This window comes from Clavibacter sp. VKM Ac-2873 (assembly GCF_015351075.1).
Taxonomy (GTDB): Bacteria; Actinomycetota; Actinomycetes; order Actinomycetales; family Microbacteriaceae; genus Clavibacter.
Window position 1 is genome coordinate 214,587 of the sequence record NZ_JADKRS010000005.1, and the last position, 22,955, is coordinate 237,541.

General features: G+C 74.4%; 20 protein-coding genes. 3 read left to right on the plus strand and 17 right to left on the minus strand.

Translation table 11 applies throughout. The features are described 5' to 3' along the window. Nucleotides 1–68 precede the first annotated feature (68 nt). The 4 genes from ITJ44_RS14400 to ITJ44_RS14415 all read right to left on the minus strand — a co-directional run bounded on the left by ITJ44_RS14400 (nt 69) and on the right by ITJ44_RS14415 (nt 5,072). Nucleotides 69–224: a hypothetical protein gene (locus ITJ44_RS14400; RefSeq protein WP_194636229.1), complete on the minus strand. Its 156-nt coding sequence runs from the start codon at nt 222–224 to the stop codon at nt 69–71. 59 nt (nt 225–283) lie between these two features. Next, nucleotides 284–2,875: a polynucleotide kinase-phosphatase gene (locus ITJ44_RS14405; RefSeq protein ID WP_194636230.1), complete on the minus strand. Its 2,592-nt coding sequence runs from the start codon at nt 2,873–2,875 to the stop codon at nt 284–286. Beyond that, a complete protein-coding gene (locus ITJ44_RS14410; RefSeq protein WP_194636231.1) occupies nt 2,872–4,269 on the minus strand; it encodes a 3' terminal RNA ribose 2'-O-methyltransferase Hen1 in 1,398 nt (465 codons plus the stop codon). Before ITJ44_RS14410 ends, ITJ44_RS14405 begins: the two co-directional genes overlap by 4 nt. Nucleotides 4,270–4,496: 227 nt before the next feature. Further along, a complete protein-coding gene (locus tag ITJ44_RS14415; protein ID WP_194636232.1) occupies nt 4,497–5,072 on the minus strand; it encodes a TetR family transcriptional regulator in 576 nt (191 codons plus the stop codon). Nucleotides 5,073–5,116: 44 nt separating this feature from the next. Here ITJ44_RS14415 and ITJ44_RS14420 point away from each other — a divergent pair, with 44 nt between their 5' ends. After that, on the plus strand, nt 5,117–6,151 hold the full coding sequence (locus ITJ44_RS14420) for an NAD(P)-dependent alcohol dehydrogenase (RefSeq protein ID WP_194636233.1): 1,035 nt from the start codon (nt 5,117–5,119) through the stop codon (nt 6,149–6,151). A 24-nt stretch (nt 6,152–6,175) separates the two neighbouring features. On the opposite strand, the gene ITJ44_RS14425 is transcribed toward ITJ44_RS14420, so the two are convergent. Continuing rightward, complete coding sequence (locus tag ITJ44_RS14425) at nt 6,176–6,760, minus strand: NAD(P)H-dependent oxidoreductase (RefSeq protein ID WP_194636234.1); 585 nt, start codon at nt 6,758–6,760, stop codon at nt 6,176–6,178. 34 nt (nt 6,761–6,794) lie between these two features. After that, nucleotides 6,795–8,246, minus strand: coding sequence for an NAD(P)/FAD-dependent oxidoreductase (locus tag ITJ44_RS14430; RefSeq protein ID WP_194636235.1), 1,452 nt, complete (start codon nt 8,244–8,246; stop codon nt 6,795–6,797). 141 nt (nt 8,247–8,387) lie between these two features. On the opposite strand from ITJ44_RS14430, the gene ITJ44_RS14435 reads away from it, so the two are divergent. After that, complete coding sequence (locus ITJ44_RS14435; RefSeq protein WP_194636236.1) at nt 8,388–8,966, plus strand: TetR/AcrR family transcriptional regulator; 579 nt, start codon at nt 8,388–8,390, stop codon at nt 8,964–8,966. Nucleotides 8,967–9,017: 51 nt separating this feature from the next. On the opposite strand, the gene ITJ44_RS14440 is transcribed toward ITJ44_RS14435, so the two are convergent. Genes ITJ44_RS14440 through ITJ44_RS14490 form a run of 11 tightly spaced genes read right to left on the minus strand, consistent with a single transcriptional unit; the run spans nt 9,018 to nt 21,298 of the window. Beyond that, nucleotides 9,018–9,830, minus strand: a complete 813-nt coding sequence (locus ITJ44_RS14440) for a hypothetical protein (protein ID WP_194636237.1) — start codon at nt 9,828–9,830, stop codon at nt 9,018–9,020. Then, nucleotides 9,827–10,462: a thymidylate kinase gene (locus ITJ44_RS14445; RefSeq protein WP_194636238.1), complete on the minus strand. Its 636-nt coding sequence runs from the start codon at nt 10,460–10,462 to the stop codon at nt 9,827–9,829. The genes ITJ44_RS14440 and ITJ44_RS14445 overlap by 4 nt, the downstream gene beginning before the upstream one ends. Beyond that, complete coding sequence (locus tag ITJ44_RS14450) at nt 10,459–11,703, minus strand: nucleotidyltransferase family protein (RefSeq protein WP_194636239.1); 1,245 nt, start codon at nt 11,701–11,703, stop codon at nt 10,459–10,461. Before ITJ44_RS14450 ends, ITJ44_RS14445 begins: the two co-directional genes overlap by 4 nt. After that, complete coding sequence (locus ITJ44_RS14455) at nt 11,700–12,797, minus strand: iron-containing alcohol dehydrogenase family protein (RefSeq protein WP_194636240.1); 1,098 nt, start codon at nt 12,795–12,797, stop codon at nt 11,700–11,702. Before ITJ44_RS14455 ends, ITJ44_RS14450 begins: the two co-directional genes overlap by 4 nt. Beyond that, a complete protein-coding gene (pgk, locus tag ITJ44_RS14460) occupies nt 12,787–13,956 on the minus strand; it encodes a phosphoglycerate kinase (RefSeq protein ID WP_194636241.1) in 1,170 nt (389 codons plus the stop codon). Before pgk ends, ITJ44_RS14455 begins: the two co-directional genes overlap by 11 nt. Nucleotides 13,957–13,967: 11 nt before the next feature. Continuing rightward, nucleotides 13,968–15,044: an N-acetyl-gamma-glutamyl-phosphate reductase gene (argC, locus tag ITJ44_RS14465; RefSeq protein ID WP_194636242.1), complete on the minus strand. Its 1,077-nt coding sequence runs from the start codon at nt 15,042–15,044 to the stop codon at nt 13,968–13,970. Further along, nucleotides 15,041–16,075 carry a zinc-binding dehydrogenase gene (locus tag ITJ44_RS14470; RefSeq protein WP_194636243.1) on the minus strand — a complete coding sequence of 345 codons (1,035 nt, stop codon included), beginning with the start codon at nt 16,073–16,075 and terminating at the stop codon, nt 15,041–15,043. Before ITJ44_RS14470 ends, argC begins: the two co-directional genes overlap by 4 nt. Beyond that, entirely contained in the window at nt 16,072–17,079 is a 1,008-nt protein-coding gene (locus ITJ44_RS14475) for a D-isomer specific 2-hydroxyacid dehydrogenase family protein (protein WP_194636244.1), read from the minus strand. Before ITJ44_RS14475 ends, ITJ44_RS14470 begins: the two co-directional genes overlap by 4 nt. A gap of 56 nt (nt 17,080–17,135) precedes the next feature. Then, nucleotides 17,136–17,999: an isocitrate lyase/phosphoenolpyruvate mutase family protein gene (locus ITJ44_RS14480; protein WP_194636245.1), complete on the minus strand. Its 864-nt coding sequence runs from the start codon at nt 17,997–17,999 to the stop codon at nt 17,136–17,138. 27 nt (nt 18,000–18,026) lie between these two features. Further along, the gene (locus ITJ44_RS14485) at nt 18,027–20,183 is read right to left on the minus strand and encodes an FAD/NAD(P)-binding protein (protein WP_194636246.1); all 2,157 of its coding nucleotides are present in this window, start codon (nt 20,181–20,183) and stop codon (nt 18,027–18,029) included. Next, nucleotides 20,180–21,298, minus strand: a complete 1,119-nt coding sequence (locus tag ITJ44_RS14490) for an alanine--glyoxylate aminotransferase family protein (RefSeq protein ID WP_194636247.1) — start codon at nt 21,296–21,298, stop codon at nt 20,180–20,182. The genes ITJ44_RS14485 and ITJ44_RS14490 overlap by 4 nt, the downstream gene beginning before the upstream one ends. A gap of 507 nt (nt 21,299–21,805) precedes the next feature. Here ITJ44_RS14490 and ITJ44_RS14495 point away from each other — a divergent pair. Next, the gene (locus tag ITJ44_RS14495; RefSeq protein WP_370551705.1) at nt 21,806–22,939 is read left to right on the plus strand and encodes a bifunctional 2-methylcitrate synthase/citrate synthase; all 1,134 of its coding nucleotides are present in this window, start codon (nt 21,806–21,808) and stop codon (nt 22,937–22,939) included. The last annotated feature ends 16 nt before the right edge of the window (nt 22,940–22,955 follow it).

Consider the following 22,955-nt stretch of genomic DNA (forward strand, 5'->3'; position numbering starts at 1 on the left):
TTTTGATTAGGCTCAGCAAACGACCTGCGCAGGGCGAGCCCGCTGAAGGGAGCCCGGAGCCGTCATCCTCAGTCGGGCGCGACGAGACGCCGGAGGGACCCGTCCAGCGCGAGGCCCAGCATCAGGACCGCCAGCAGGATCCCCATGGCGACAGACGTGAGGAAGCGCCCCACGCGGGTGACCGCGCGCACCCCGCCGGATCGGGCGGCGGGGGCGGCGGGCATCCCGCGAGGCTAGCCGTGGGCGGCCCGCGCGGCCCCGGAGCGTCCACACGCTCGCGGCGTCACAGCCGCGGATCCACCGCCTCGGACTCCATCGCGAGCACGCCGAAGACCGCCTGGTGGACGCGCCACGTCGGCTCGCCCGCGACGAAGCGCTCGAGCGCCTCGACTCCGAGCGCGTACTCGCGGATCGCCATGGAGCGCTTGTGGCCGACGTCGCGGTCGCGGAGGCGGCGGAGGTTCGCGGGCTCGGTGTAGTCGGGCCCGTAGACGATGCGCAGGTACTCGCGCCCGCGGACCTTGATGCCCGGCTGGGCGAGCGACTTGCGCCCGCGGACGAGACCCGCGACGGGCTTCACGACCATGCCCTCGCCGCCCGCGTCGGTCAGCTCCTGCCACCAGCGCGTGGCGGCGTCCTCGGACTCCGGCGACGCGAGGTCGACCTCAAGCGAGCGGGTGGGGATCACGAGGCCCGGATCCGCGTCCGCCAACCGCCCCGCGAGCCCGAGGTGCCAGGAGTGCTCGCGCGCCAGGTGGGTCGCGCCCTCGGTGGCGAGGAGCTGGAACGGCGCGAGGCGCACGTCGTGGAGGCCGTCGTAGGGCGCGGCGTGGCGGCGGTACGCGGCGACGTACGCCTCCGCGTCGGCGGCGCGTGCGCGCGTGCGGTCGAGGAGGTCGGCGACGTCGATGCCCGATCCGGCGGCCTGCTCGAGCACGCGGACGGCGGCGGGCAGCGCGGCGGTCGCGGCGGCGCCGACGGACGCGTACTGCTCGCGGATCAGCGGCCCGGCCTTCGCCGACCAGGGCAGCAGCTCGGCGTCGAGCAGCAGCCACGACGTGTCGAGCTCCGCCCAGAGGCCGGCGGTCTCCACGGCGGCGTCGAGCCGGGCGAGCAGCGCGTCCGTGTCGGCGGCGTCGAAGAACGGGCGGCCGGTGCGCGTGTGCACGACGCCGCGCCAGCCCGCGGGCGCGTCGAAGCGGGCGGGGTCGCGGGTGAGGAGCACGACCGCGCGGGATCCCATGTGCTTCTCCTCGCAGATCACCCGCTCCAGGCCGTCACGCCGGTACGCCTCGAAGGCCTCCGCCGGGTGCTCGAGCACGTCGTCGCGGGCGGACGACGCGGGCGGGCTCATGGTGGGCGGCAGGTAGAGGAGGTGCCGGGGATCGATGGCGAAGCGGCTCATGGCCTCGAGGGCGCCGGCGGCGGCGTCCTCGCGGATCCCGACCCGGCCGAAGGCGCGCGTCTCCACCACCTGCTTCCCCAGCACGTCGTCGATGCGGAGGAGCCCGGGGGCGCGCACGTCGTCCGCGGCGGCTCCGTCGACGGATCCGGCGGCGGCCGACGCGTATCGGCGCCCCAGCGGCACGGTCGGCTCCGACCAGACGCGCTCGGCGGGCACCGAGACGACCTCGCGCTCGGGCCAGCGGAGCGCGCTGAGCTCGCCGCCGAAGACGCATCCGGTGTCGAGGCACATGGTGCCGTTGACCCACTCGGTGCCGATGCCGGCGACGTGCCCGTACAGGACCGTCGCGGATCCGCGGTAGTCGAGCGCCCAGTCGCGGCGCACGGGGAGGCCGTGCTCGTCCGTCTCGCCGATGGTGGCGTCGCCCCAGAGCGCGAACGCGCGCACGCGGCCGGACGCGCGCCCCTGGTACGCCTCGATGAGCCCCGCGTGCGCGACGACGAGGTCGCCGCCGTCGAGCACGAGGTGGGAGACGAGCTCGCGGCAGAAGCGCTCGACGTCGACCCGGAACGCCTCGTCCTCCTCGGCCAGCTGCGCCAGCGACTCGGCGAGGCCGTACGCGACCCGCACCTTCTTCCCCTGCAGCGCCTTCACGAGCTTGTCCTCGTGGTTGCCCGGCACCGCGAAGGCGTGGCCCGCGCGCACCATCCCCATCACGAGGCGGAGCACGCCCGGGGTGTCGGGCCCGCGGTCCACGAGGTCGCCGAGGAACACCGCGCGCCGGCCATCGGGGTGCGCGGCGTCGACGGGCCGCCCCCGCTCGTCGCGCTGGATCTCGTAGCCCAGCTCGCCGAGCAGCGTCTCGAGCTCCGCGCGGCAGCCGTGCACGTCGCCGATCGCGTCGAACGGCCCGCGCTCGTGGCGGAGGTCGTTGAGGAGGGGCGCGACGGTGAAGCGCGCGGCGTCGACCTCCTCCACGCCCCGCAGCACGTGCACCTTCCGGAAGCCCTCGCGGCCGAGGCCCTTCAGCGAGCGCTGCAGCTGGTCGTGCTGCCGCTTCACGACGGAGGCGCCGAACGTGCGATCCGTGCGGGCGGCGTTCCGCTCCACGCACACGCCCACCGGCACGTCGAGCACGATCGCGACCGGCAGCACGTCGTGGTCGCGGGCGAGCTGCACGAGGGAGCGTCGCGACTCGGGCTGCACGTTGGTGGCGTCGATCACGGTCATCAGGCCCCGGCGGAGGCGGTGCGCGGCGACGTGCCGGAGCGCCTCGAACGCGGCGGACGTCGCGCTCTGGTCGTTCTCGTCGTTCGAGACGAGGCCGCGGAAGGCGTCGCTCGAGAGCACCTCGTAGGGCCCGAAGTGCGTGCGCGCGAAGGTCGACTTGCCCGATCCGCTCGCGCCGACGAGCAGCACGAGCGACATGCGGGGGAGGGGGAGCGCCGCGGGGGCGGGGGCGTCGGTCATCGCGTGGCCTTCCGGAAGAGCGCGAGCTGGGTGGGGGCGCCGTGCCCGGGATCCGCATCTCCGACGGGCCGGACCTCCACGCGGTAGCCGTGGCGGGCGGCCACACCGTCCGCCCACGCGGCGAACTCGGCGCGGGTCCACTCGAAGCGGTGGTCGGGGTGGCGGAGCGCGCCGTTCGCGAGGCCCGGGTAGAGCGCGTTGTGCTCGGCGTTCGGGGTCGTGACGACCACGGCGGCGGGTGACGCGGAGCCGAACACGGACGCCTCGAGGGCGGCGTGCCGTGCGGGGTCCACGTGCTCGATCACCTCCATCAGCACGACGGCGTCGAGGCCGGCGAGGCGCGGATCCTCGTAGGTCGCGGACGACTGCAGCAGCCGGATCCGCTCGCGCACCCGGTCGCTCGCCTCGCGGAGGTCGAGGCGACGGGCCGCGGCCTCGAGGTCGGACGCGGAGACGTCGGTGCCGATGATCGTCGTGAACGCGGGATCGGCCACCAGGTGCCGCAGCAGCGCGCCGGATCCGCAGCCCACGTCCGCGACCGTGCGGGCACCGAGCTCCGTGAGCACGGCGTGGACCGTCTCCGCGCGCAGGCGGGCGAGCGAGGGGGAGCGCGGCGCGGGCGGTTCCGTGGCGGGAGCGGCGTCCGCGGGCGCATCGGATCCCGCGTCGAGCAGCTCGTCCGCCTCGCCCACGAGGTCGCGCTGGTGCGCGAGGTAGCGGCGGGTGATGAGGTCGCGCGACGGGTGCTCGGCGAGCCAGCCGTCGCCGGCGCGCATCAGCTTGCCGACCTCGTCGTCGGACACCCAGTAGTGCTTGCCGTCGTCGAGCACGGGCAGCAGCACGTAGAGGTGGCGGAGCGCGTCGGCGAGACGGACGTCGCCGGTGAGCACGAGGTCGACGTAGAGGGAGTCGCCCCACGCGGGGAACGCGGGATCCAGCGGCACGGGCGTCGCCTCGACCCGCCAGCCGAGCGGCGCGAACAGGTCGCGCACGAGGTCGGCGCCGCCGCGCGCGGGCAGGGCGGCGACGGTGATCGTCAGCGGCAGGGCGCTCGCCGCGAGGTCGGGGAACGTGTCGCTGCGGCCGCCCATCGCCGTGCGGAACACGTGCCCGAGCGCGACGGCGAGCATCGACGAGGAGGCGTACGGCCGGTCGTTCACGTAATGGGTGATGCTCGCGGCGCCCGCGCTCCGGAACCGCGTGGAGCGGACGAGCCCGACGGGATCCACCTCGAGGAGCAGCGCGACGGTGCAGCGCTCGTCGGTCGCCTCCGGGTAGAGGACGTGCGCGACGCCCACCGCGAGGTCGAAGGACTGCGCCTTCGCCGGGTGCTTGCGGAGCAGGTGGCTGAGGTCGGACGCGGACGGCGCCGTCGAGGTGAGCGTGATGAGCACGGCGGTCTCTCTCGTGGGGGGTGCGACCCGGTGCGGAGGCCTGGAGCCACCGTAGCGATCGGGGCACGCACGCGAGGGCGTGCGACACGGCCCCTCATCGGGGGTTCCGTCCGTCGCGCCCACCAGCCGGGCGCCCGACGTGCCCCAGGAGCTGCGACCGGGACGCGATCGACGTGGTCGTCGAGCTGCCGGAGGGTGACGAGGCGCTGCGCCTCGAGCCGTAGGGATCAGCCTCCGCAGAGCCCGTCGCGCACGTACGCCGCCAGCGCGTCCCGCCGACGCGCGTGCAGGACCGCCGGGTCGTCCGCCGTCGCGACCGTCGTGATCGAGATCTGCGCCCAGCTCGCCGCCGTCGCGATGAGCAGGGTCCACACGTCGTCGGGGTCGAGGTCCGCGCGGATCCGGCCGGACGCCTGGGCCGCGGCGATGTCGCGGAGGTGCGCCGCGTCGTGCTCCTCGAGGCCCGGGTAGAGGTACCCGGCGCCGTCGCGCTCGAGGCGCTTCCACATCACGAGGCGGGCGAGCGCCGGATCCTGGAGGTAGTCGTCGTAGAGGCGGGCCGCGTAGCCGGGCAGGTCGTCGGCCGTGAAGGGGACGCGGTCGCCGTTCGCGATGACGTGCGCGGCGAACACCGCGTCGAACAGCCGGTCCTTGCCGCCGAAGTGCGCGTAGAGCATCGGCTTGCTCATGCCGGACGCCTGGGCGATGCGGTCCACCCGCGCTCCCGCGATGCCGCGGGCGGCGAACTCCTCCGTCGCGGCGTCGAGGATGCGCTGCCGGGTGCGGTCGGCTGTCGAGGTCATGCACCCATCGTACGGATCTACCAACCAGTAGGTAGAGTGAGGGCATGCGCACCACAGCCCTCCTGTCCCCGGCCTCCGGCCAGCCCGTCCACCCGACCTCGATCGTCCGCCGCGATCTCCGGCCCGACGACGTCGACGTCCGCGTCACGCACTGCGGCGTCTGCTTCTCCGACCTGCACGCCCTCGACCAGCACGGCCGCGACGACGCGCTCGTCCCCGGCCACGAGTTCGTGGGGGAGGTGGTGGCCGTCGGATCCGCCGTCACGGCCTTCGCGCCCGGCGACCCGGTCGCGGTCGGCAACATCGTCGACTCGTGCGGCGTCTGCGCCATGTGCCGCGGCGGCCACGAGAACATGTGCGTCGAGTTCCCGACGCTCACCTACGGCGGCCGCGACCGGATCGACGGATCCACGACCCAGGGCGGCTGGTCCGGCCGCTACGTGGTCCGCGAGTCCTTCGTCTACCGCCGGCCGGCGTCGCTGGATCCCGCTGCCGTCGCGCCGCTCATGTGCGCGGGCGTCACGGTGTGGGAGCCGCTGCGCACCGCGGGCGTCGGGCCGGGTACGCGCCTCGGCGTGGTCGGCCTCGGCCACCTCGCGGTGCGGTTGGGGAACGCCCTCGGCGCGGAGGTGACGGTGTTCACCACGACCGCGGCCAAGGCGGCGGACGCCGAGCGGCTCGGCGCGACCCGCGTGGTCGTCTCCACGGACGCCGACGCGATGGCCGAGGCCGCGTCGTCCCTCGACCTCGTGCTCGACACGGTCTCCGTGGCGCACGACCTCGGCCCCTACCTCCGCGTGCTCGACCTCGACGGCACGCTCTGCGTCCTCGGCCACCTCGGTGAGCTGACCGTGCAGGCGATGGATCTCCTCCCCGGGCGCCGGAAGCTGGCGTCCACGGGCAGCGGCGGCCGCCCCGGCACGCAGGACCTGCTCGACTTCTGCGGCGAGCACGGGATCACGGCCGACGTGGAGGTGCTGCCCGTCGCGGAGGTCGCGACGGCGATCGACCGGCTCCGCCGCAACGACGTGCGCTACCGCTTCGTGCTCGACATGGCGGGGATCGACGACGGGGTCTGACCGGATCTCCACGCCGGTCCGACGTCAGCCGATCGCGGCGACCACCTCGGCGACGGCCCGCTCCACCTCGGCGCCCACGGCGTCGCGGTCGCCCGACTCGGAGTCGTGCACGAACGCCGTCGCACCGCGGCGCGCGCCGCAGTAGTCGAGGATCCCGTGGCCCACCTGCGTCTCGAGCGCGGACAGGTAGCCGTGCCGCGCGAAGGACTCGCGGCTCGTGCCGGAGACGGGCACGAGGTGCACGGTGAGTCGCTGGAGCCGCTTCTCGATGCGACCGTCGTCGTCGATGTCGAAGGCCCAGCCGCCGATGAAGGTCCGGTCGATCCAGCCCTTGAGGAGCGCCGGCATCGACCACCACCACACGGGGAAGACGAGCACGACGTGATCCACGGCGTCGAGGCGCGCCTGCTCGGCGAGGACGTCCGCGGGCGCGGGGGCGTCGCCGGAGTACGCGGCCCGGTCGGCCATGCCGAACACCGGGTCGAAGCCCTCCTGGGCGAGGTGCGCGACCTCCGTCCGGTCAGCCCCGAGCTCGGCGATGAGCCGGCGGGCGACGTGGTGGGCGAGCGAGTCGGGATCGGGGTGGGCCGTGACGATGAGCGCGGTCATGCCTCCATCCGATCACGTCCGCCCGGTCGCCGCGTCAGGCGAGCTCGCCCGCGCGCTCCTCCTCCTGCAGCAACCGCCGGGCCGCGAAGCCGATGATCGCGCTGTACGTCGGGTACGCGAACCGCACGTGCGCGAGGGTCGCGACGTCGACGCCCGCGGCCATCGCGGTGGTGACCGACTGGATCACCTCGACCGCGTTCTCGCCCACGGCGTGCGCGCCGAGGATCAGCTCGCGGCGGCGGTCGGCGATGAGCAGCAGGAAGCCGGCCTCGCGGTCGTCGATCACGGCGCGGTCGACCTCCGCGAACGGCACCCGCGCGACCACGCACGCGCCGTCGCGCTCGCGCGCCTCCGACTGGGTGAGGCCGACGCCCGCGTAGTCGGGGTCGGTGAAGCCGCCGGCCGGGAGGAGCTGCAGCGGGATCCGCCTGTTGACGCCCAGCACCGCGTTCTCCGCCGCGGCCTCGCCCTCGGACTGGGCCGCCTGCACGAGCATGTCCTTGCCGTTGGCGTCGCCCACCGCGAGGATGTGCGGCACGCGCGTGCGGAGGTACCGGTCGACCGGGATCGCCGAGCGCGCCACCTCGACGCCGGCGTGCTCGAGGCCCAGGTCGTCGACGTCGGCGGGCCAGCCGGTGGCCATGATCACGGCGTCGAAGCTGGAGGACTGCGGGCGGTCGCCGGCGCGCCAGAGCAGGGTGATGGATCCGTCGCCCGTCTTCGTCAGCCCGGTAACCGTGTCGATGCCGGTGCGCACGCGGACGCCCTGCGCGGTGAACGCCTCGGCGACGGCCTCCGAGATCGACTCGTCCGACGCCGTGAGCACGCGCGGCGCGACGTCGAGCAGCGTGACCTCGGAGCCGAACGAGCGGAAGACGGTGACGAGCTGCGCGCCCGTGTTGCCGGCGCCGATGACGGCGAGGCGGCGGGGGATACCGGGCAGCGCGAGCACGTCCTCGGGCACGGTCGCGAGCTCGGCGCCGGGGACGGGCAGGCGGCGCGAGCGGCCGCCGACGCACACGATGACGGAGCCCGCGGTGATCCGCCGGCCGCTGTCGAGCTCGAGCGTGCGGTCGTCGACGAAGCGCGCGCGGCCCTCGTGGATGAGCGTCACGCCTGCCGCGGCGAAGCGCGCCGCCTCGTCCTTGAGCGAGCGCACGCGGTCGACCTGCGCGTGCACGCGCGCGACGATCGACGGCCAGTGCGGCGCGGGCTCGCCCACGCCGATCCCGTTCTCGCCCGCGGAGCGCACCTCGCGCACGAGCCGCGCGGTCTTCGCGAGCACGCGCGTGGGCACGCAGCCGGTGTTGACGCACGTGCCGCCCACGCGGCCGGCCTCCAGCACGACGACGGACGCGCCCAGCTCGGCGGCGCGGAGGGCCGCGGCGGTGCCCGCGGGCCCGGCGCCGATGACGGCGACGTCGTAGTGCGCGGTGTCGTCCGCAGGCGCGGCGGCGTCCTCGGGCGCTGTGGCGTTCTCGGGCATGGCTCCTCCGATCGGCGCCGGCCCTCGGGCGGGCGGTGGCGGCGCCTGATGCGAGGCTACCGACGCCCGGGCCCTGTGCCTCCCTCGCGTCGCGACCCGGCCTCCGTTGACGACATACCTTGAGGTAGGTATGGTGACGGCATGACCTCGACGACGGATCCCGCACCCCGCACCCGACTCATCCAGGCAGCCCAGGAGCTCTTCTGGGATGACGGCATCAGCGCCACCTCCCCGCGCGACGTGATGGACGCCAGCGGCGTCACGCAGGGCAGCCTGTACCACCACTTCCCGTCCAAGAAGGACCTCGCGCGCGCCGCGGTGTCCGATTCGGTCCAGGCGAGCCTCCGCTCCGCCGCAGCCCAGCTCGGCGGCGGAGGGGACGCGCACGACCGCCTCGTCGCCTACCTCACCCGGGATCGCGCGGCGACGCGCGGCTGCCGCATCGGCCGGCTCACCGCCGACCCGGCCGTCGCGGCCGACCCCGAGCTCTCCGGAGCCGTCGCCGGGTACTTCACGGACCTCATCGGACTCGTCCGGGACGTGCTCGTGGAGCGCGGCGTGGGCGAGCGATCCGACGACATGGCGCATGCCGCGGTCGCCGTCGTGCAGGGGGGCTACGTCCTCGCGAAGGCCACCCAGGACGACGAGGCGATGCGCGCCGCCGTCCGGGGCTTCGTCACCCTGCTCGGAGCGGGGACGGCCGCCGCACCGGGTCGCTGACGCCGACGGAGGACGCGCACCCCTCCGTCTGCGTCCGCGTCGGCGCCGGCGTCAGCGGGAGACCGCGGTGAACGGGATCCCGCTCGGCCAGTCCTCGACCTCGGCGCCCGCCCACGCCTCCAGCCCGGAGCAGCGTGAGCCGTTGAGGATGAAGCCCTCGGCCCCGCGACGCGCGAACCCCGCGAGCGAGCGCAGCTTGCCGGCCATCCCGCCGCTGGTGTCCGTCGCGGCCACGCTCGTGCGGAGCGCGAAGCCGGTCGCCTCCCCGGGGGTCATGTGCGCCACGATCCGGCGCTGATCGGGGTCCGCGTCCGCGTAGGCGAGGTACCCGTCGACGTTGGTGAGCAGGAGCACGCGCCAGGGCCCCTCGAGCGCGTCGATCACCGCCATCGGCACGGCATCGCTGCCGAGGATGCGCACCCCGCCGCCCGGCGCCAGGACGGCATCGCCCGAGAGCACGGGGAGCACGCCGCCCGCGAGGCAGCGGCGCAGCACGTGGCCGTCGGCGTGGACGCCGCCGGGGCGCGCGTCGTCGAAGGCGCACCACGCGGACGGCTGGAGCGACATCGCATCCACCCCCAGCGCCCGGAACGCCTCCGTCCACGCCCAGCGCACGCGGAAGGTCGCCTCGGTGAGGCGCCACGCGGACCACGCGTCGCCGACGTCGATCCCGCGGACGGCGCCGTGCCCGATGGAGCCGCCGCCCGCGACGAACACGACGTGACCCGGGTGGCGGCGGTGCAGATCCGCCACGATGCGCGCATACCGCGCGACCGCGCCCAGGTCGAGATCGTCGTCGGTCTGCTTCGTGGAGACCAGGCTGCCGCCGACCTTGACGATGAGGGTCCTCGTCGACGAGGTCATGCGGGACGCTCCGTCCGGTCGAGGCACGCGACGATCGCGCGACGGGACGCGTCCGGGTCGCCCGAGCCGTCCACGACGGACCAGCCGTGGCGCTCCGCCCACGCGTCCATGGTGGTGAGGATCCGCGTCTGGTGCGCCACGAACGCGGCGCGGGAGCACGACGGATCCATGCCGCACTCGTAGGGCTCGACCTCGCCGTCCTTCTTGCGCTCCCAGGCCACGTCGGGCGTCACGCGCAGGTACACCACCGTGTCCGCGCGAGGCAGCCCGGCCACGACCGACTCGATCCACTCCCGGTCCACCCCGTAGGCGATCTCGCTCGCGGCGTGCTTCATCCAGTAGCCGTCGAGGACGGTGATCGCGCCCGGCTCGGGAGGGCGCGCCTCCAGCGCGTACCCCATGGACCACATGAGGAACAGGAACCGCGAGGCGCGGGGCATCTCCGCCACGCACTGCCGGGTCTCCTCCACGGAGGCCTGCATGAACCGGGCGGCCGGGTAGCGGTCGTCGCCCACGATGTCCCACCGGCCCACCGTGGTGGCCGCGTCCCCGCGGTCGCGCAGGAGCTCCGTGGCGAGACGCGTCGCGGTCGACTTCCCGGCGCCGTCGGCGCCGACGACGGCGACGATCATGCGCCGACCCCGACGCTCGCGGGGCGCCCCGCGGTCGCCTGGGCGACGGGCGCCGCGGCGAACAGGCGCTCGGGGAACGGGATGGACCACGTCGCGTCCGCGCGGTCGGCGGTGCGGTACACGTCCAGGGAGGACGTGTCGGCGGGCCGCGTCGCGTCGAGCACGTGCGGGGGCACGCTCCCCGGATGGAACGCGTCCGCGAAGTGGAGCGCGTGGTGGACGATCCGGCGCCGTCGCGTCTCCGCCGTGCGCTCGAGCACGTCGTCCCACCCGGCGCCGTCGAGCGCGCCGGCGCTGGCGGTGACGTCGACGAACTTGCCGATGTGCATCGCGACGCCGGGCGCCGCGAACGGCGGTCGGGTCGCCTCCGCGTGCAGGTGCACGCACAGGTCGAGCAGCTCATCGGCGGGATCCAGCCGGGACAGCGGGCGGCCGTCGACCACGCTCGGGCGGGACCTGCCCAGCACCTCGCGCGTGCGGGCCTCCTCGTCGGGCTCGTCCGCGAACACGGAGTGGGCGAGGTCGATGCGGAGCACCGGCAGGTCGGGCCGGGGACCCGGCCGGAGGTAGGGGAGCGTGCCGGCGGCCCCCGCGGGATCCGGGGAGGGCACGAGGCGATCCCCCTCCCAGGCGATCGTCCCCCTGACGTAGCCCAGCTCGCGCAGGGCGGCGTCGGTCGCGTCCGCGTCGCCGCGCGCGACGAGGAGGTCGACGTCGGTGACGCGGCGGGCGCCGATGTCGCCGTAGAGCGACTCGGCGACGGCGAGCCCCTTCTGCAGGGCGTGCGCGACGCCGCGCCGCTCGAGCGCGCGCGTCACGGCCTCCGCCTCGCCCGCCAGGGCGCGGTTCCGTTCGCGGTTGCCCGCGAGGACCGCGGGGTAGATCCAGGCGGAGGGCACGGCCTGCATGCCGTCGGCGGTGTCGCCGCGCGCCAGGTGGTGCTCGAGGAGGTGGCGCCCCACGAGGGGCAGGACCTTGTGCTGCGCGGCGCGTTCCAGGAACACCCCCCACCGCACGGAGCCGCCGCGGATGAGGCGCAGGGCCGCGTCGACGTCCGTCTCGTCCAGGCGGACCCGCGACAGCCCGAGGAGCAGGCGTCGTTCCGGATCCAGGCCGCTCGGTGCGGCACGCTCGTCGTGCAGGTGCATGGTGGTCGACCTCTCCGTGGTGGTGTCGGGACGCGGGTCCCCGTGGTCCGTCGAGCGGGCGGGGTGGATGAGGGGCGCGGGTCGGTCCGTCACCAGGACCGCCGCAGGATCGCGAGCATCGCGTCGGGGCCGCCGTGCGCGCCCGGGTCGTTCTCGACGCTGCCCGTGACGGCGGCGACCAGGCGCGGCAGGTCGTCGGCCGACACCCCGGTGTCGCGGAGCCGCAGCCGCAGATCGAGGCCGTCGCGCAGCCGGTCGACGGTCTCCGCGGTCGCACCCGCGCCGCCGAGGGCGTCGTCGGTCCGGCGCAGCGCATCGGGGGCGAGGGCGCCGAGGTGCTGGATCCACGCCGGGTACAGCAGCGCGAGCCCGGCGCCGTGCGGCAGCTCGATCCCCACGGCGCCCATCGCCTGCTGGAGTCGGTGCGGGAACCCGGTGCTCGCCGTGGCGACGCTGAGCCCGCCGAACAGGGCGGCCTCCGCCAGCCGGTGGCGGTCCCGCCGATCCGGGCTCAGCTCGAGCTCGGCGGCCATCCGCTGCAGGGCCGTGGTGGCGAAGACGTCCGACACGGGGCTGCGGCGGCGGGCGACGAGGCCCTCGATCCCGTGGGCCACCGCGTCGAAGCCCGTGGCGGCCGCCGTGCGGTCGTCGACGCCCGCGAGCAGCTCCGGGTCGACGAGCGCGATGCGCGGCCGCACCGCATCCCCGCGGATCGCGACCTTGCCGCCGCCGTGGTCGTCGCCGAGGAGCGCGCCGGTGGTGACCTCGGCGCCGCTCCCGGCCGTGGTCGGCACCGCGATCACGGGGATCCGCCGCTCGACGGCCGCGCCGACCAGCCGCGCCACGCCGCCACCGCCCGCGGCGACGCCGCACGCCTTCGCGACGTCGAGCACGCTGCCGCCGCCGATCCCGATGATCACGTCGGCGCGGGCGTCCTCGACGACGCGCAGCACGCTCTCCGCGTCGCGCACGCGCGGCTCCGGCGGCACGATGTCCGCGACGGTCACGTCGACCCCGGCGCGCCGGAGGCTCGCGACGGCGCGTGCCGTCACCCCCGAGCGCCGCATCGCGTGCCGGCCGGTGACCAGCACGGCGCGCGTGCCGAACCCCGCGGCCAGCGCGCCGAGGTCGTCGAGGCCGCCGTCGCCGAGCACGATCCTCGTGTCGAGCCGGATGTCACAGAGCATGGGTCCTCCTCGGCGGGGGGAGCGGGCGGCGGGTCCGCAGCGCGTCCAGCGCGGCGGCGGATCCGGTGGCGATGAGCGTGAGGGCCGACCCGCCACCGGACGACCGGCGGGCGACGGCAGCGGGGAGGTCGTGCACGGTGTCGCCGCCGAGCAGCAGGGCGGTGGCGCGGGGATCCGCGCAGCACCGCTCGACCGCGCGGGCCGCCACGCGATGCCCCTCGTGCGCGGCGCTCGGGGTGCCCGCGACCAGCATGCGCGTCGGCGCGTCGAGCGGTCCGAGCGCGGCGGTCGGGAACTCGAAGTCCACGATGCGCTCTCCCGGGTGCACGGGCGCGCCGACGGCGATCCGCCGCACCGCCCCGTCCCGGCCGGCGACGATCAGCCGCGCGGGCAGCACGAGCCGGTGGGCGGACGGGCCCGCGAGCACGGAGCGGGCGGCGGCCAGCGCGCGGGCGGGCCGTTCCCCCATCGAGGAGTCGCCGATGTCCATCCCCGCCGCACGGAGGACGGCGTTGAGCACGGTGCCGGCCGGGACCACGCGCTCGTAGTGGCGCACGAGGCGGGGGAGGCCGATCTCGGCCTTCTCCGTCTTCCTGCCGCCGAGCACGGCGAGCGAGCGCCCCTCCGGTCGGGTCCAGCCGTCGAGCTCGCCGACCGCCCGCTCGACGGACGAGGCCAGGTACGCGGGCAGGTGGCGGAGGATCGCGTCGTTCGACGCGTGCGCCCGGTGCAGCTTCGAGAACCCGCCGAGGACGAGCGCGTCCCCGAGCCGCGCGAAGGCGCGCCCGAGCGCGGGGTCGTCCCGTTCCTCCCCGGCGTGATGGCGCGTGTTCCCGAACACGACCACCTCGCCCGGGCGCATCGTGCGCGCGCGCCTCCGGGCCGGGGGCGTCGCGTTCTCCGGGAAGTAGTCCACGCGGCGGCCGAGGCGCGATCCCAGGTACCGGGCGACGTGGTCCAGGTGCGTCGCGGATCCGTCGCCGTGCGTCCCCTGGTGGCTGAGCACCGCGACGCGCGCGCCCCGCCCGGCCATCATGGCCAGGTCGTCGAGCTCCTCGTCGATGCGCTCGGTGCTCGCGAGGCGCGCGTCGACGTTGAAGCCCGCCGAGAGGATCCACCTGTCCCCGGCCCGGATGCGCGCCGTGCGGATCGACGCCACCCCGCGCACGCTCAGAACCCCCGCATCGCGAGCCCGGCCCGCTCCGGCAGGCGCAGGGACACGTTCATGTTCTGGATCGCCGAGCCCGCCGCGCCCTTGACGAGGTTGTCGGTGACGCCCACGAGCCGCACCACGCCCGCCGCGCCGTCGACGTCGGCCCCGAGGAAGCACCGGTTGGTGCCCACCACGTGCCGGAGGTTCGGGTAGACGTCGTACTGCTTGGCGTTCTTCACCGCGTCGTGCGTGCGCCGGTTGACGTGCACGAACGCGGCGTCGCGCTCCCGGTAGAACGCGGCCAGGCACTCGAGCACGTCGTCGCGGCCGGCGCCGTCCCGCAGCACCGCGCTCGCCTGCAGGTGGATCCCGCGGGGGAAGTCGCCGTGCGCGGTCGTGAGGTCGATGTCCGGCGAGGAGCCGACGATCCGCGTGATCACCTCGTGGATCTCCGGCGCGTGCCGGTGCCCGTCGAGGTTGTACGGCAGCAGCGCTCCCGCCATCTCGGTCACGGACAGCGGCCGCCGGGCCTCGATCCCGGCTCCGCTCGTGCCGTTCACGGCGAAGACCGCCACCCGCTGGGAGGTGTCGACGAGCCCCGCGGCGTGGAGCGGCGTGAGGGCCAGGAGCGCGGTGAGGGCGTAGCAGCCGGGGTTGGCGATGAGGGCGGCGTCGCGGATCCGGTCGCGGAACACCTCCGTGAACCCGTAGACCGCGCGGGGCAGGAGCCCGGGCGCGGTGTGCGGCTTCCCGTGCGCCTCCTCGAAGGACCGCGCGGTCGCGAAGCGGAAGTCGGCGCTGAGGTCCACGACCCGCACCCCGGCGTCGAGCAGCGCGGGTGCCAGGCGCATGGCCTCGCCCGTGGGGGTGCAGAGGAACGCCACGTCGAGCTCGTCCAGGTGGTCGAGGAGCTCGTCGACGCGGAGGGAGCGCACGCCGCTGCCGTCGAGGGCCGCGTTGGTCTGCTCGATGTCCGCCCCGCTCCGGGACGCGGCCCGGATCTCCCCGACGTGCGGGTGCTCGAGCAGCAGGCGGCAGAGCTCCGCGCCCGCGTACCCGGTCGCGCCGACGACGCCGACGACGAGGTCGTTCATGATGCGCTCCCCTCGACGATGATCTTCCCCAGGTCGTCGCCCCCGCCGTCCATGAGCGCGAACGCGTCCGGTGCCGCCGCGAGGGCGAAGCGATGGCTGATGAGGGTGCCGGGTTCGACGAGGCCGGCCTCCCACCACGCGATGACGGCGGCGACGTCGCGCCGGGTGCTGAGCGCGGATCCGCGGATGGCGATCTCCTTCGACACGGCGTCGTTCGCGTGGAGCACCTGCGCGTCGGGGAAGTAGCTGACCACGATCACGGTGCCTCCCGGCCGCGTGAGCCGCACCGCGTCGTCGAGCACGCCCGGGTAGGCGGTCGCGACGACCACCACGTCGTGCTCGACGACGTCCTCGTCGGGCAGCTCCCGGACGGCCGCCTGCCGGACGTCGACGAACGCGTCGCCTCCCGTGGCGATGAAACGGTCCCGCTTCCCGTCGCCGCGGTCGATCCCGCGGATGGACGCCGCACCCGCGGCCCGGGCGGCGATGACGCAGCCGAGCCCGATGGTCCCGCAGCCGATGACGCAGACGGATCGCCCGTCGAGCACCGCCAGCGCCGCCGCGTGCGCCGAGATGGCCAGCGGCTCGATGAGCACCACGGCATCGCTCGGCATGCGCGGCGGCACCACGCACACCATGGACGCGCGGAGGACCACCTCCTCGGCGAGCGTGCCGCCGAGCCGGCCGGCGCTGAGGTTCTCGCGATCGGAGCAGAGGTGCGGGTCCCCGCGACGGCAGGCGGCGCAGCGGAGGCAGGGCGCGTAGGCGAAGGTGGCGACCCGGTCGCCCGGCCGCACGTCGCGCACCCCGGTGCCCACCTCGGTGACGGTCCCGGCGAGCTCGTGGCCCAGCACGGCGGGCGGGCGCTTGTAGGGGTGGTGCCCTCGGTACGCGGCGAGGTCGGATCCGCAGATGCCGGAGCTGATGACCCGCACGCGCACGTCGTCCGCTCCGAGCGTCCCCGCGGGCGCGGTCTCGACCTGCACGTCCCGCTCCGCCCGGAGAACGGCGCTGACGACGGCGGCGCTCATGCGACCCGTCCCTCGAGCGTCGCGTCGCCGCGCGCGACCCCGGCGAGGATCGACGCGACCACACGTCCCACCCGCTCCTGCGCCTCGGCGGTCATCCCGCCGATGTGCGGGGTGAGCACCACGTCGTCCCGGCCGGCGAGCGGGCTCGTCCCGCGGCCCTCGACCTCGTGCACGTCCGTGGCGGCCCCGGCCAGGTGACCGGACGCGAGGGCGTCCGCGAGCGCCCGCTCGTCGACGATGCCGCCGCGCGACACGTTCACGAGGTACGCCCCCGCGGGCATCCGCTCGAGGAACGCCGCGTCGACGACGCCCCGCGTGTCGTCGTCCAGGGGCAGCGCCAGGAAGAGCAGGTCGGCACGTCGCGCCACCTCGTCGCGGGCGACCAGCTCGACGCCCTCGGCCGCGAGCTCGGCGCGCCGCGCGTCGCTGGGGGAGCGGACGCCGGCGACCACCCGGGCGCCGAGGGCCGACGCGATGGCCCCGATCCGGGACCCGATGGCCCCGAACCCGAGCACGCCGACGGTCGAGCCGGCGATCTCGGTCCCCATCAGCTCGTGCTTGCACCAGCTGCCGACGCGGAGCTGGCGGTCGGCGAGGGCCACGTGGCGCATGGTGCCGATCGCCAGGCCGACGGCCAGCTCGGCCACGGCGTTCGCGGATCCGCCGGGCACGGAGCAGACCGGCACGCCCTGCGCGGACGCGGCCGCGAGGTCGATGTTGTCGAGGCCGGCGCCCGCCCGGATGACCGCCCGGAGCCGGGGCGCCGCGCGCATCATCTCCGCGGTCAGCGCGGCGCCGCTGCGGAGGATGACGACGTCCGCCTCCGCGAGATCCGCGGCCTCGGCCGGTCCGCTCGCGCCGTAGCGCTCCACGAAGCGGCTGCCGGCCGGAGCGGCCGTGCGCACGACCGGGTGCACGGGATCCAGCAGCAGGATCGTGAGCTCGGGGAGGTGCGGCGCGGCGTCGCCCGTGGGGGATCCGGCGCGCGTTCCCGTGTCGGTCATGGTGGTGCTCCCTCTCGTTCGTCGTGTTCGGCGGGCGTCGTCCGGGACGCCCCTGCTCAGGACCGGGTGAGCTCCTGCCACTGGCTGAGGTCCTGGATGTCGAACACCTGCTGGACGGAGGCGATGTCGCTCTCGAGCGAGAGGCTGGATCCCTCCCGGAGGATGGTCGCGAAGGTGCCCTCCATCGCCCGGACGGAGGATCGGAGCCCCTGGTTGGCGTAGATGACGGCGGAGGCGCCGGCCTCGCTGATCGCGTCGACCTGCCAGTCCGGGTACGTCGTCGGCACGATCACCACGGGCGCGGCCCCGCCCCACTGGCGGAGGAAGCTCTCGATCTCGCCGCGCTCCCGCGACTTCGAGTGGGCCAGCACCGCGTCGGCGCCCGCGGCGACGTAGGCGGCGCACCGCTCGAGCGCCTCGTCCACGCCGAGCCCCGCGATCATCGCCTCGGTGCGGGCGATGACGTAGAAGTCGTCGCTGTCCTGGGCGCTCTTGGCGGTGTCGATCTTGTCCGAGAACTCCTGCACGGTGAGCAGCGCGTGGTGCGCGTCGGCGAACGAGTTCATCTTCGGGTGGTGCTTGTCCTCGATCGCGACCGCGGTGATCCCGGCGCGCTCGTAGCGGTGCACCATGTGGGCGACGTTGAGGTTGTTCCCGTAGCCGGTGTCGCAGTCCGCGACGACGGGGATCCCGATGGCCGACTGGATGTTCTGGGCCGCCTCGAGGTACTCGGCCATGGACAGGAGGCTCGCGTCCGGCAGCGCGCGGGATGCGGAGACCTCGAAGCTCGACGACCAGACGGCGTCGAAGCCGGCGCCCTCGGCGAGCTTGCCGCCGAGGCCGTCGTGCACGCCCGCGATGCGGACGATGGGCTTCTCGGCCATGAGCCGACGGAAGCTGGGATGCGAGTTGCTCTTCATGGGTGTCTCTCTTCTTCTCTCAGTGCTCTATGCGGACAGGAGTTCGTGCTCGAGATGCTCGATCCAGGTGAGGATGTCCTGCATCAGGTGGTGGTTCTGCTGGGGGCGCAGGGCCCCCAGCTGGAAGAACATGACGCCCTCGCTGGGCGGCCCGAGGAACGTCAGCCGACGGTCGGCCTCGCCCGAGGCGGTGAGCGGGTGGAAGTCCGGCGAGAGGTCGAGGCCTCCCGGGCGGTAGGGCGTCCCCTCGGGGGAGGGGTTCTCCCACATGCGGACGAGGCCGCGATCGAGGAGGGACGCGTAGAGCGGGGACACGTCGGCCTCCGCGTCGAACGGGTGGACGCGCGCGTCCACCAGGACGTCGGCGGGGAAGCGGGCCCCCGTGCGCGGACCCACGACCGTGAAGCCGCCGTCGTCGCCGAGGATCCGCCCGCCCGGTCCCGTGCTCATGTCGATGATCCCGGCGTGGATGAGGGCGAGCATCTTCTCCATCACCTCCAGCGCGGCGCCGTTCGCCAGGCGGTTGTGGTGGCGCATGACGGACTCGATGAAGTCGCGGTGCGACTCCGCCGTCAGGCCGCCGAAGTCGACGGCGTGCCCGAGCACCGGGCGCAGATCCCGCCAGACGCCGTCGGCCGCGGCCTTCGAGGGGTTGAGCAGGTTGCCCTGGGCGGCCGCCAGGTGGTCCCGCTCCATGAAGTCGATCACCGCGGCCGTGTACGCGGCGGGATCGGTGGCCGACGCGTCGGGGACGGGCCGGATGGCCTCCTCCCACGAGAAGCGGTGCTCGACCGGGTGGATGGGGTGCCGCCAGGGGCTGGGCGCGCCGGCCAGGTAGGCGGCCCGGTTCGCCGCGGCGTCGTCGCGGGGGTCCTCGGGGCTCCCGCCGACGCCGTAGACGACCCGCAGGAACCGCTCGGCCGCCTCGTCCACGTCCCAGGGGACGCCGACGGGCGCGGCGGGATCCCGGTCGAGGTGCGCCTGGAGGTGCTCCGCGACGGACGCGGCGGCCTCGTCGACGGTGCGTCCGAGCGCCTCGGCCGTCTCCGGCCCCGGGGCCGCGAGGAACTGCCGGAACACCGGCTCCAGGACGGCGCGGAGGTGCGCGGCGACGGAGGGGCCGAAGAGCGTCGCGTGATGGAGGTAGGCCATCTCGAGCGTCACCAGCGGGAACAGGTGCGCCTGGAAGTCGAGCTGCCGGACGGTGCCGGCCCCGACGCGCACGGGGATCCCGGCCGACTCGCGGAGGGCGTCGACGGCGTCCTCGGCGAGGAACCGGCCCCGGTGCTCGTAGCGCGGCAGGTCCACCTGCTTGGCGTTGAACGGCCGCGCGAACGTGAACAGCCCCGCCCCCGACACCATCGCGATGCGGGCGGGCTCGTCGCCGCTCGGCCGGTACCGGAGCGATCCGTCCTCCTGGCGGGTGAAGGCGCCGCCGCGCCCCTCGGAGAGGTACAGCGCCACGTCGATGGCCGTGAGCCCGGCGCCCGAGCAGGCGACGACGGCTCCCGGCGGGACGGCGTCGCGCGTGAGGGTGGCCTCCAGCGGGTAGGCGTAGCGCACGAACGTGCGGCCGGATGCGTCCGCGGCGTCGGCCCAGACGGCCTGCCGCGGGTACTTCTCGGGCTTGTTGACCGAGTGGCCGGTCACGAAGAGCACCTGGTCGGCGGCGATCCGGGCCCCGGAGGCGCAGTGCAGCTCCAGGCGCCGTCCGAGGTCGTCGATGTCGACCACCTCGTCCTCGTGCAGCTCCAGGTGCACGCCCGGGATGTCCCGGAGGTGCTGCACGTACCGGTCGAACTGCGCGGCCAGGGCCATGCCGTGCATGAAGCGCTTCGGCCAGTCCTCCGCGCGCAGGTTGAATCGCTCGTCGCCCGTCCGCCGGTATTCCTGCTGGCACCATTCATGCAATGTCGGGCGTTCGGATTCACCGAGCAGATCGCCCGCGCCGACGACGGTCTCGTCGGCTGCGAAGGACACCTGGCCGACGATGCGATTCAGGAAGCTCGTCTGCGGCTGCCGTGCGCTGTGCACGGCGCCGGCGCCGAATTCCCCGGTCTTCTCGAATACGTGGATCTCCAGATCCACCGCGCTCGCATCGGAGCGCAGGAGGCTCACCAGCCGCTCCAGGACATATGTGCTGCTCGGACCGCCGCCGACGATCGCGAGCACTCCGCGGTTCATGCGTCCACCGTGGCGCGCAGCTCGACGAGCGATTCATCGAAAGCTCCCAGGAATCCCGTGATGTCGGTTTCCCGCAGCTGCCCCATGGTCGAGAGCCGCACGTACTCGCCGACCTTCTGCGGCACCCCGTAGATGGTGTATCCGCGACGCTTGAGCGCGTCGTGCAGCTCCTCGTACGTGACGCCGTCGGGCAGGGCGACGTTCGTGACGCTCCTGGCCCGGTCGCGGGGGTCGAGCGCGATCCCGAGACCGCGCTCCGTCATCCCGTCGCGGATGATCCCGGCGAGCGACTCGTAGCGCGCGCCGCGCGCCGCCACGCCCTCGTCGAGCGCCATCGCCAGCGCGACGTCCAGCGCGTAGAGCACCTGGACGGCCGGCGTGAACAGCGGAGCGTCGTCCTCCTGCGCCAGGTGGTGGCGGTGGAGGTCGAGGTAGAGGGTGCGGGGCGGGTGCCCGGCGATCGCGTCGAGCGCTGCCCGGCGGGCGACCACGAAGCTCACTCCCGGCAGGCCCTCGACGCACTTGTTCGCGGTGCCGACGCACCAGTCGACGTGGTCGTCGACCACGCTCAGGTCCTCGGCGCCCAGGCTCGAGATCGCGTCCACGATCAGCGAACGGCCGAGGGAGTGGACGATCTCGCCCACCCCGTGCAGCGGGTTCATCATGCCGGTGCTGGTCTCGTGGTGGATCATCGCGACGTGCGTCAGGTCCTCGTCCGTGATGAGCGCGTCGCGGACCGCGTCGAGCTCGATGTGCTCGCCCCAGCCGAACTCGAGGTGCGTGGCGGGGATGCCGTGGGCGGCGAGCACCTTGGCGATCCGCTCGCCGTAGTTGCCGTTGTCGAGCACGAGGACGCGCTTGCCGGGAGCGACGACGCTGCTGAGCGTGGCCTCCAGGGCGGCCGTCCCCGACCCCGTGACGACGACGCTCGTGAAGCGGGAGTCGCCTCCCGCGAGCCGGGTGGCGGATGCGCGGACGTTGCGCAGGAGGTCGGCGACCTCGACCTCGCGGTGGCAGGCGTCCGGGTAGGTCATGGCCTCGCGGACGGCCGGATGCACGTTCACGGGGCCGGGATTGAGCAGGATGGATCTGCTCGGCGGGGATACGGCGGGCATGGCATTCCTCCATGTGTCGTGCGGTGTTCGAGAGAATGCGGCGGAATCGCTGCCGCGACGGGGCCGGATGCGATATCCGGGCGTGGAGGCGGACGACCGGGGTCGTCCTCGCGCGCTGACGTGCGCGAAATGGTGACGGACGACGAGGAGCGAATTCCGCTTTTCGTGGAGGGCGTCACCGGGGACTCGTTAAGGAATATGCCTCCTCCTGGACCAAGTCAAGACGCCTTCCCCCCGTTGCCACATGCGCGATGGTGTGCTACCGCTCCTCGCGCGCATTGGCGGACGCTCGGGATCCCGGTATTTCTTTCATCTGGAAATCACGGCCCATCGCCATTTCGGATGCAATGGAAATCAGGGTGCCGTCGCACGTCGTCGGCGGGTCCCCGCACGGTGCCCTGGCGCCCGCCCCTGGCCGGGCGCGCGCCGTCCCGATACGCTGACGGCGCACCCTCCGTGGGTTCCCGAGCAGCTCGGGAGCGGGGCGGCATGACGCGAAGGAGCACCATGACCGACATCCGCAAGGGCCTCGCCGGGGTCGTCGTCGACACGACCCGCATCAGCAAGGTCGAGCCGGCCACCAACTCCCTCCTCTACCGCGGGTACCCCGTGCAGGAGCTCGCGCGCTCCTGCTCCTTCGAGCAGGTGGCGTACCTCCTCTGGCACGGCGAGCTGCCCACCGACGAGGAGCTCGCGCACTTCGAGAACCAGGAGCGCTCGGAGCGGCGACCGACGGACGCGGTGCTGCGGATCGTCGACGCCCTCCCCGTCGACGCCCACCCCATGGACGTCCTGCGCACGGCCGTCAGCGCGATCGGCGCCGCGGATCCGACGCCCGACGACCACTCGCCCGAGGCCGACCTCGAGCGGTCCGTCCGGCTGCTCGCGCAGATCCCCGTGCTCATCGCCTACGACCAGCGCCGCCGCCAGGGCCTCGCCCCGGTCGAGCCGCGCGACGACCTCGGCCTCGCCGAGAACCTGCTGCTCATGGTCCACGGCGACCGGCCCACGGAGGCCGACGCGAAGGCCATGGAGGTGTCGCTGATCCTCTACGCCGAGCACTCCTTCAACGCCTCCACGTTCACGGCCCGCGTCATCACCTCGACCCTCGCCGACCTGCACTCGGCGGTCACGGGCGCGATCGGCGCGCTCAAGGGCCCGCTTCACGGCGGCGCGAACGAGGCCGTGCTCGAGACGCTCGACGAGATCGGCGACGCGTCGCGGGTCGATGCCTGGCTCGACGAGGCGCTCGCCGCCAAGCGCAAGGTGATGGGCTTCGGCCACCGCGTCTACCGCGCGGGCGACTCCCGCGTGCCCACCATGAAGGCGGCGCTCGACGACCTCGTCGCCGTGCGGGTCGCGGCGGGCGGCGCGGCGGGGGAGTCCGCTCGACGCACCATGGACCTGTACGACGCGCTCGAGCGCGGCATGGCGGACCGCACCGGGATCCTCCCGAACCTGGACTACCCGTCCGGCCCCGCCTACGCGCTCCTCGGCTTCGAGACCCGCGCCTTCACGCCGCTGTTCGTCGCCGCGCGCGTGGTCGGCTGGACCGCGCACATCGTCGAGCAGCGGGCGTCGAACTCGCTCATCCGGCCGCTCTCCGAGTACGACGGGCCGGCGGAGCGCCACCTGTCCTGACCGCCGCGCGCCCCGG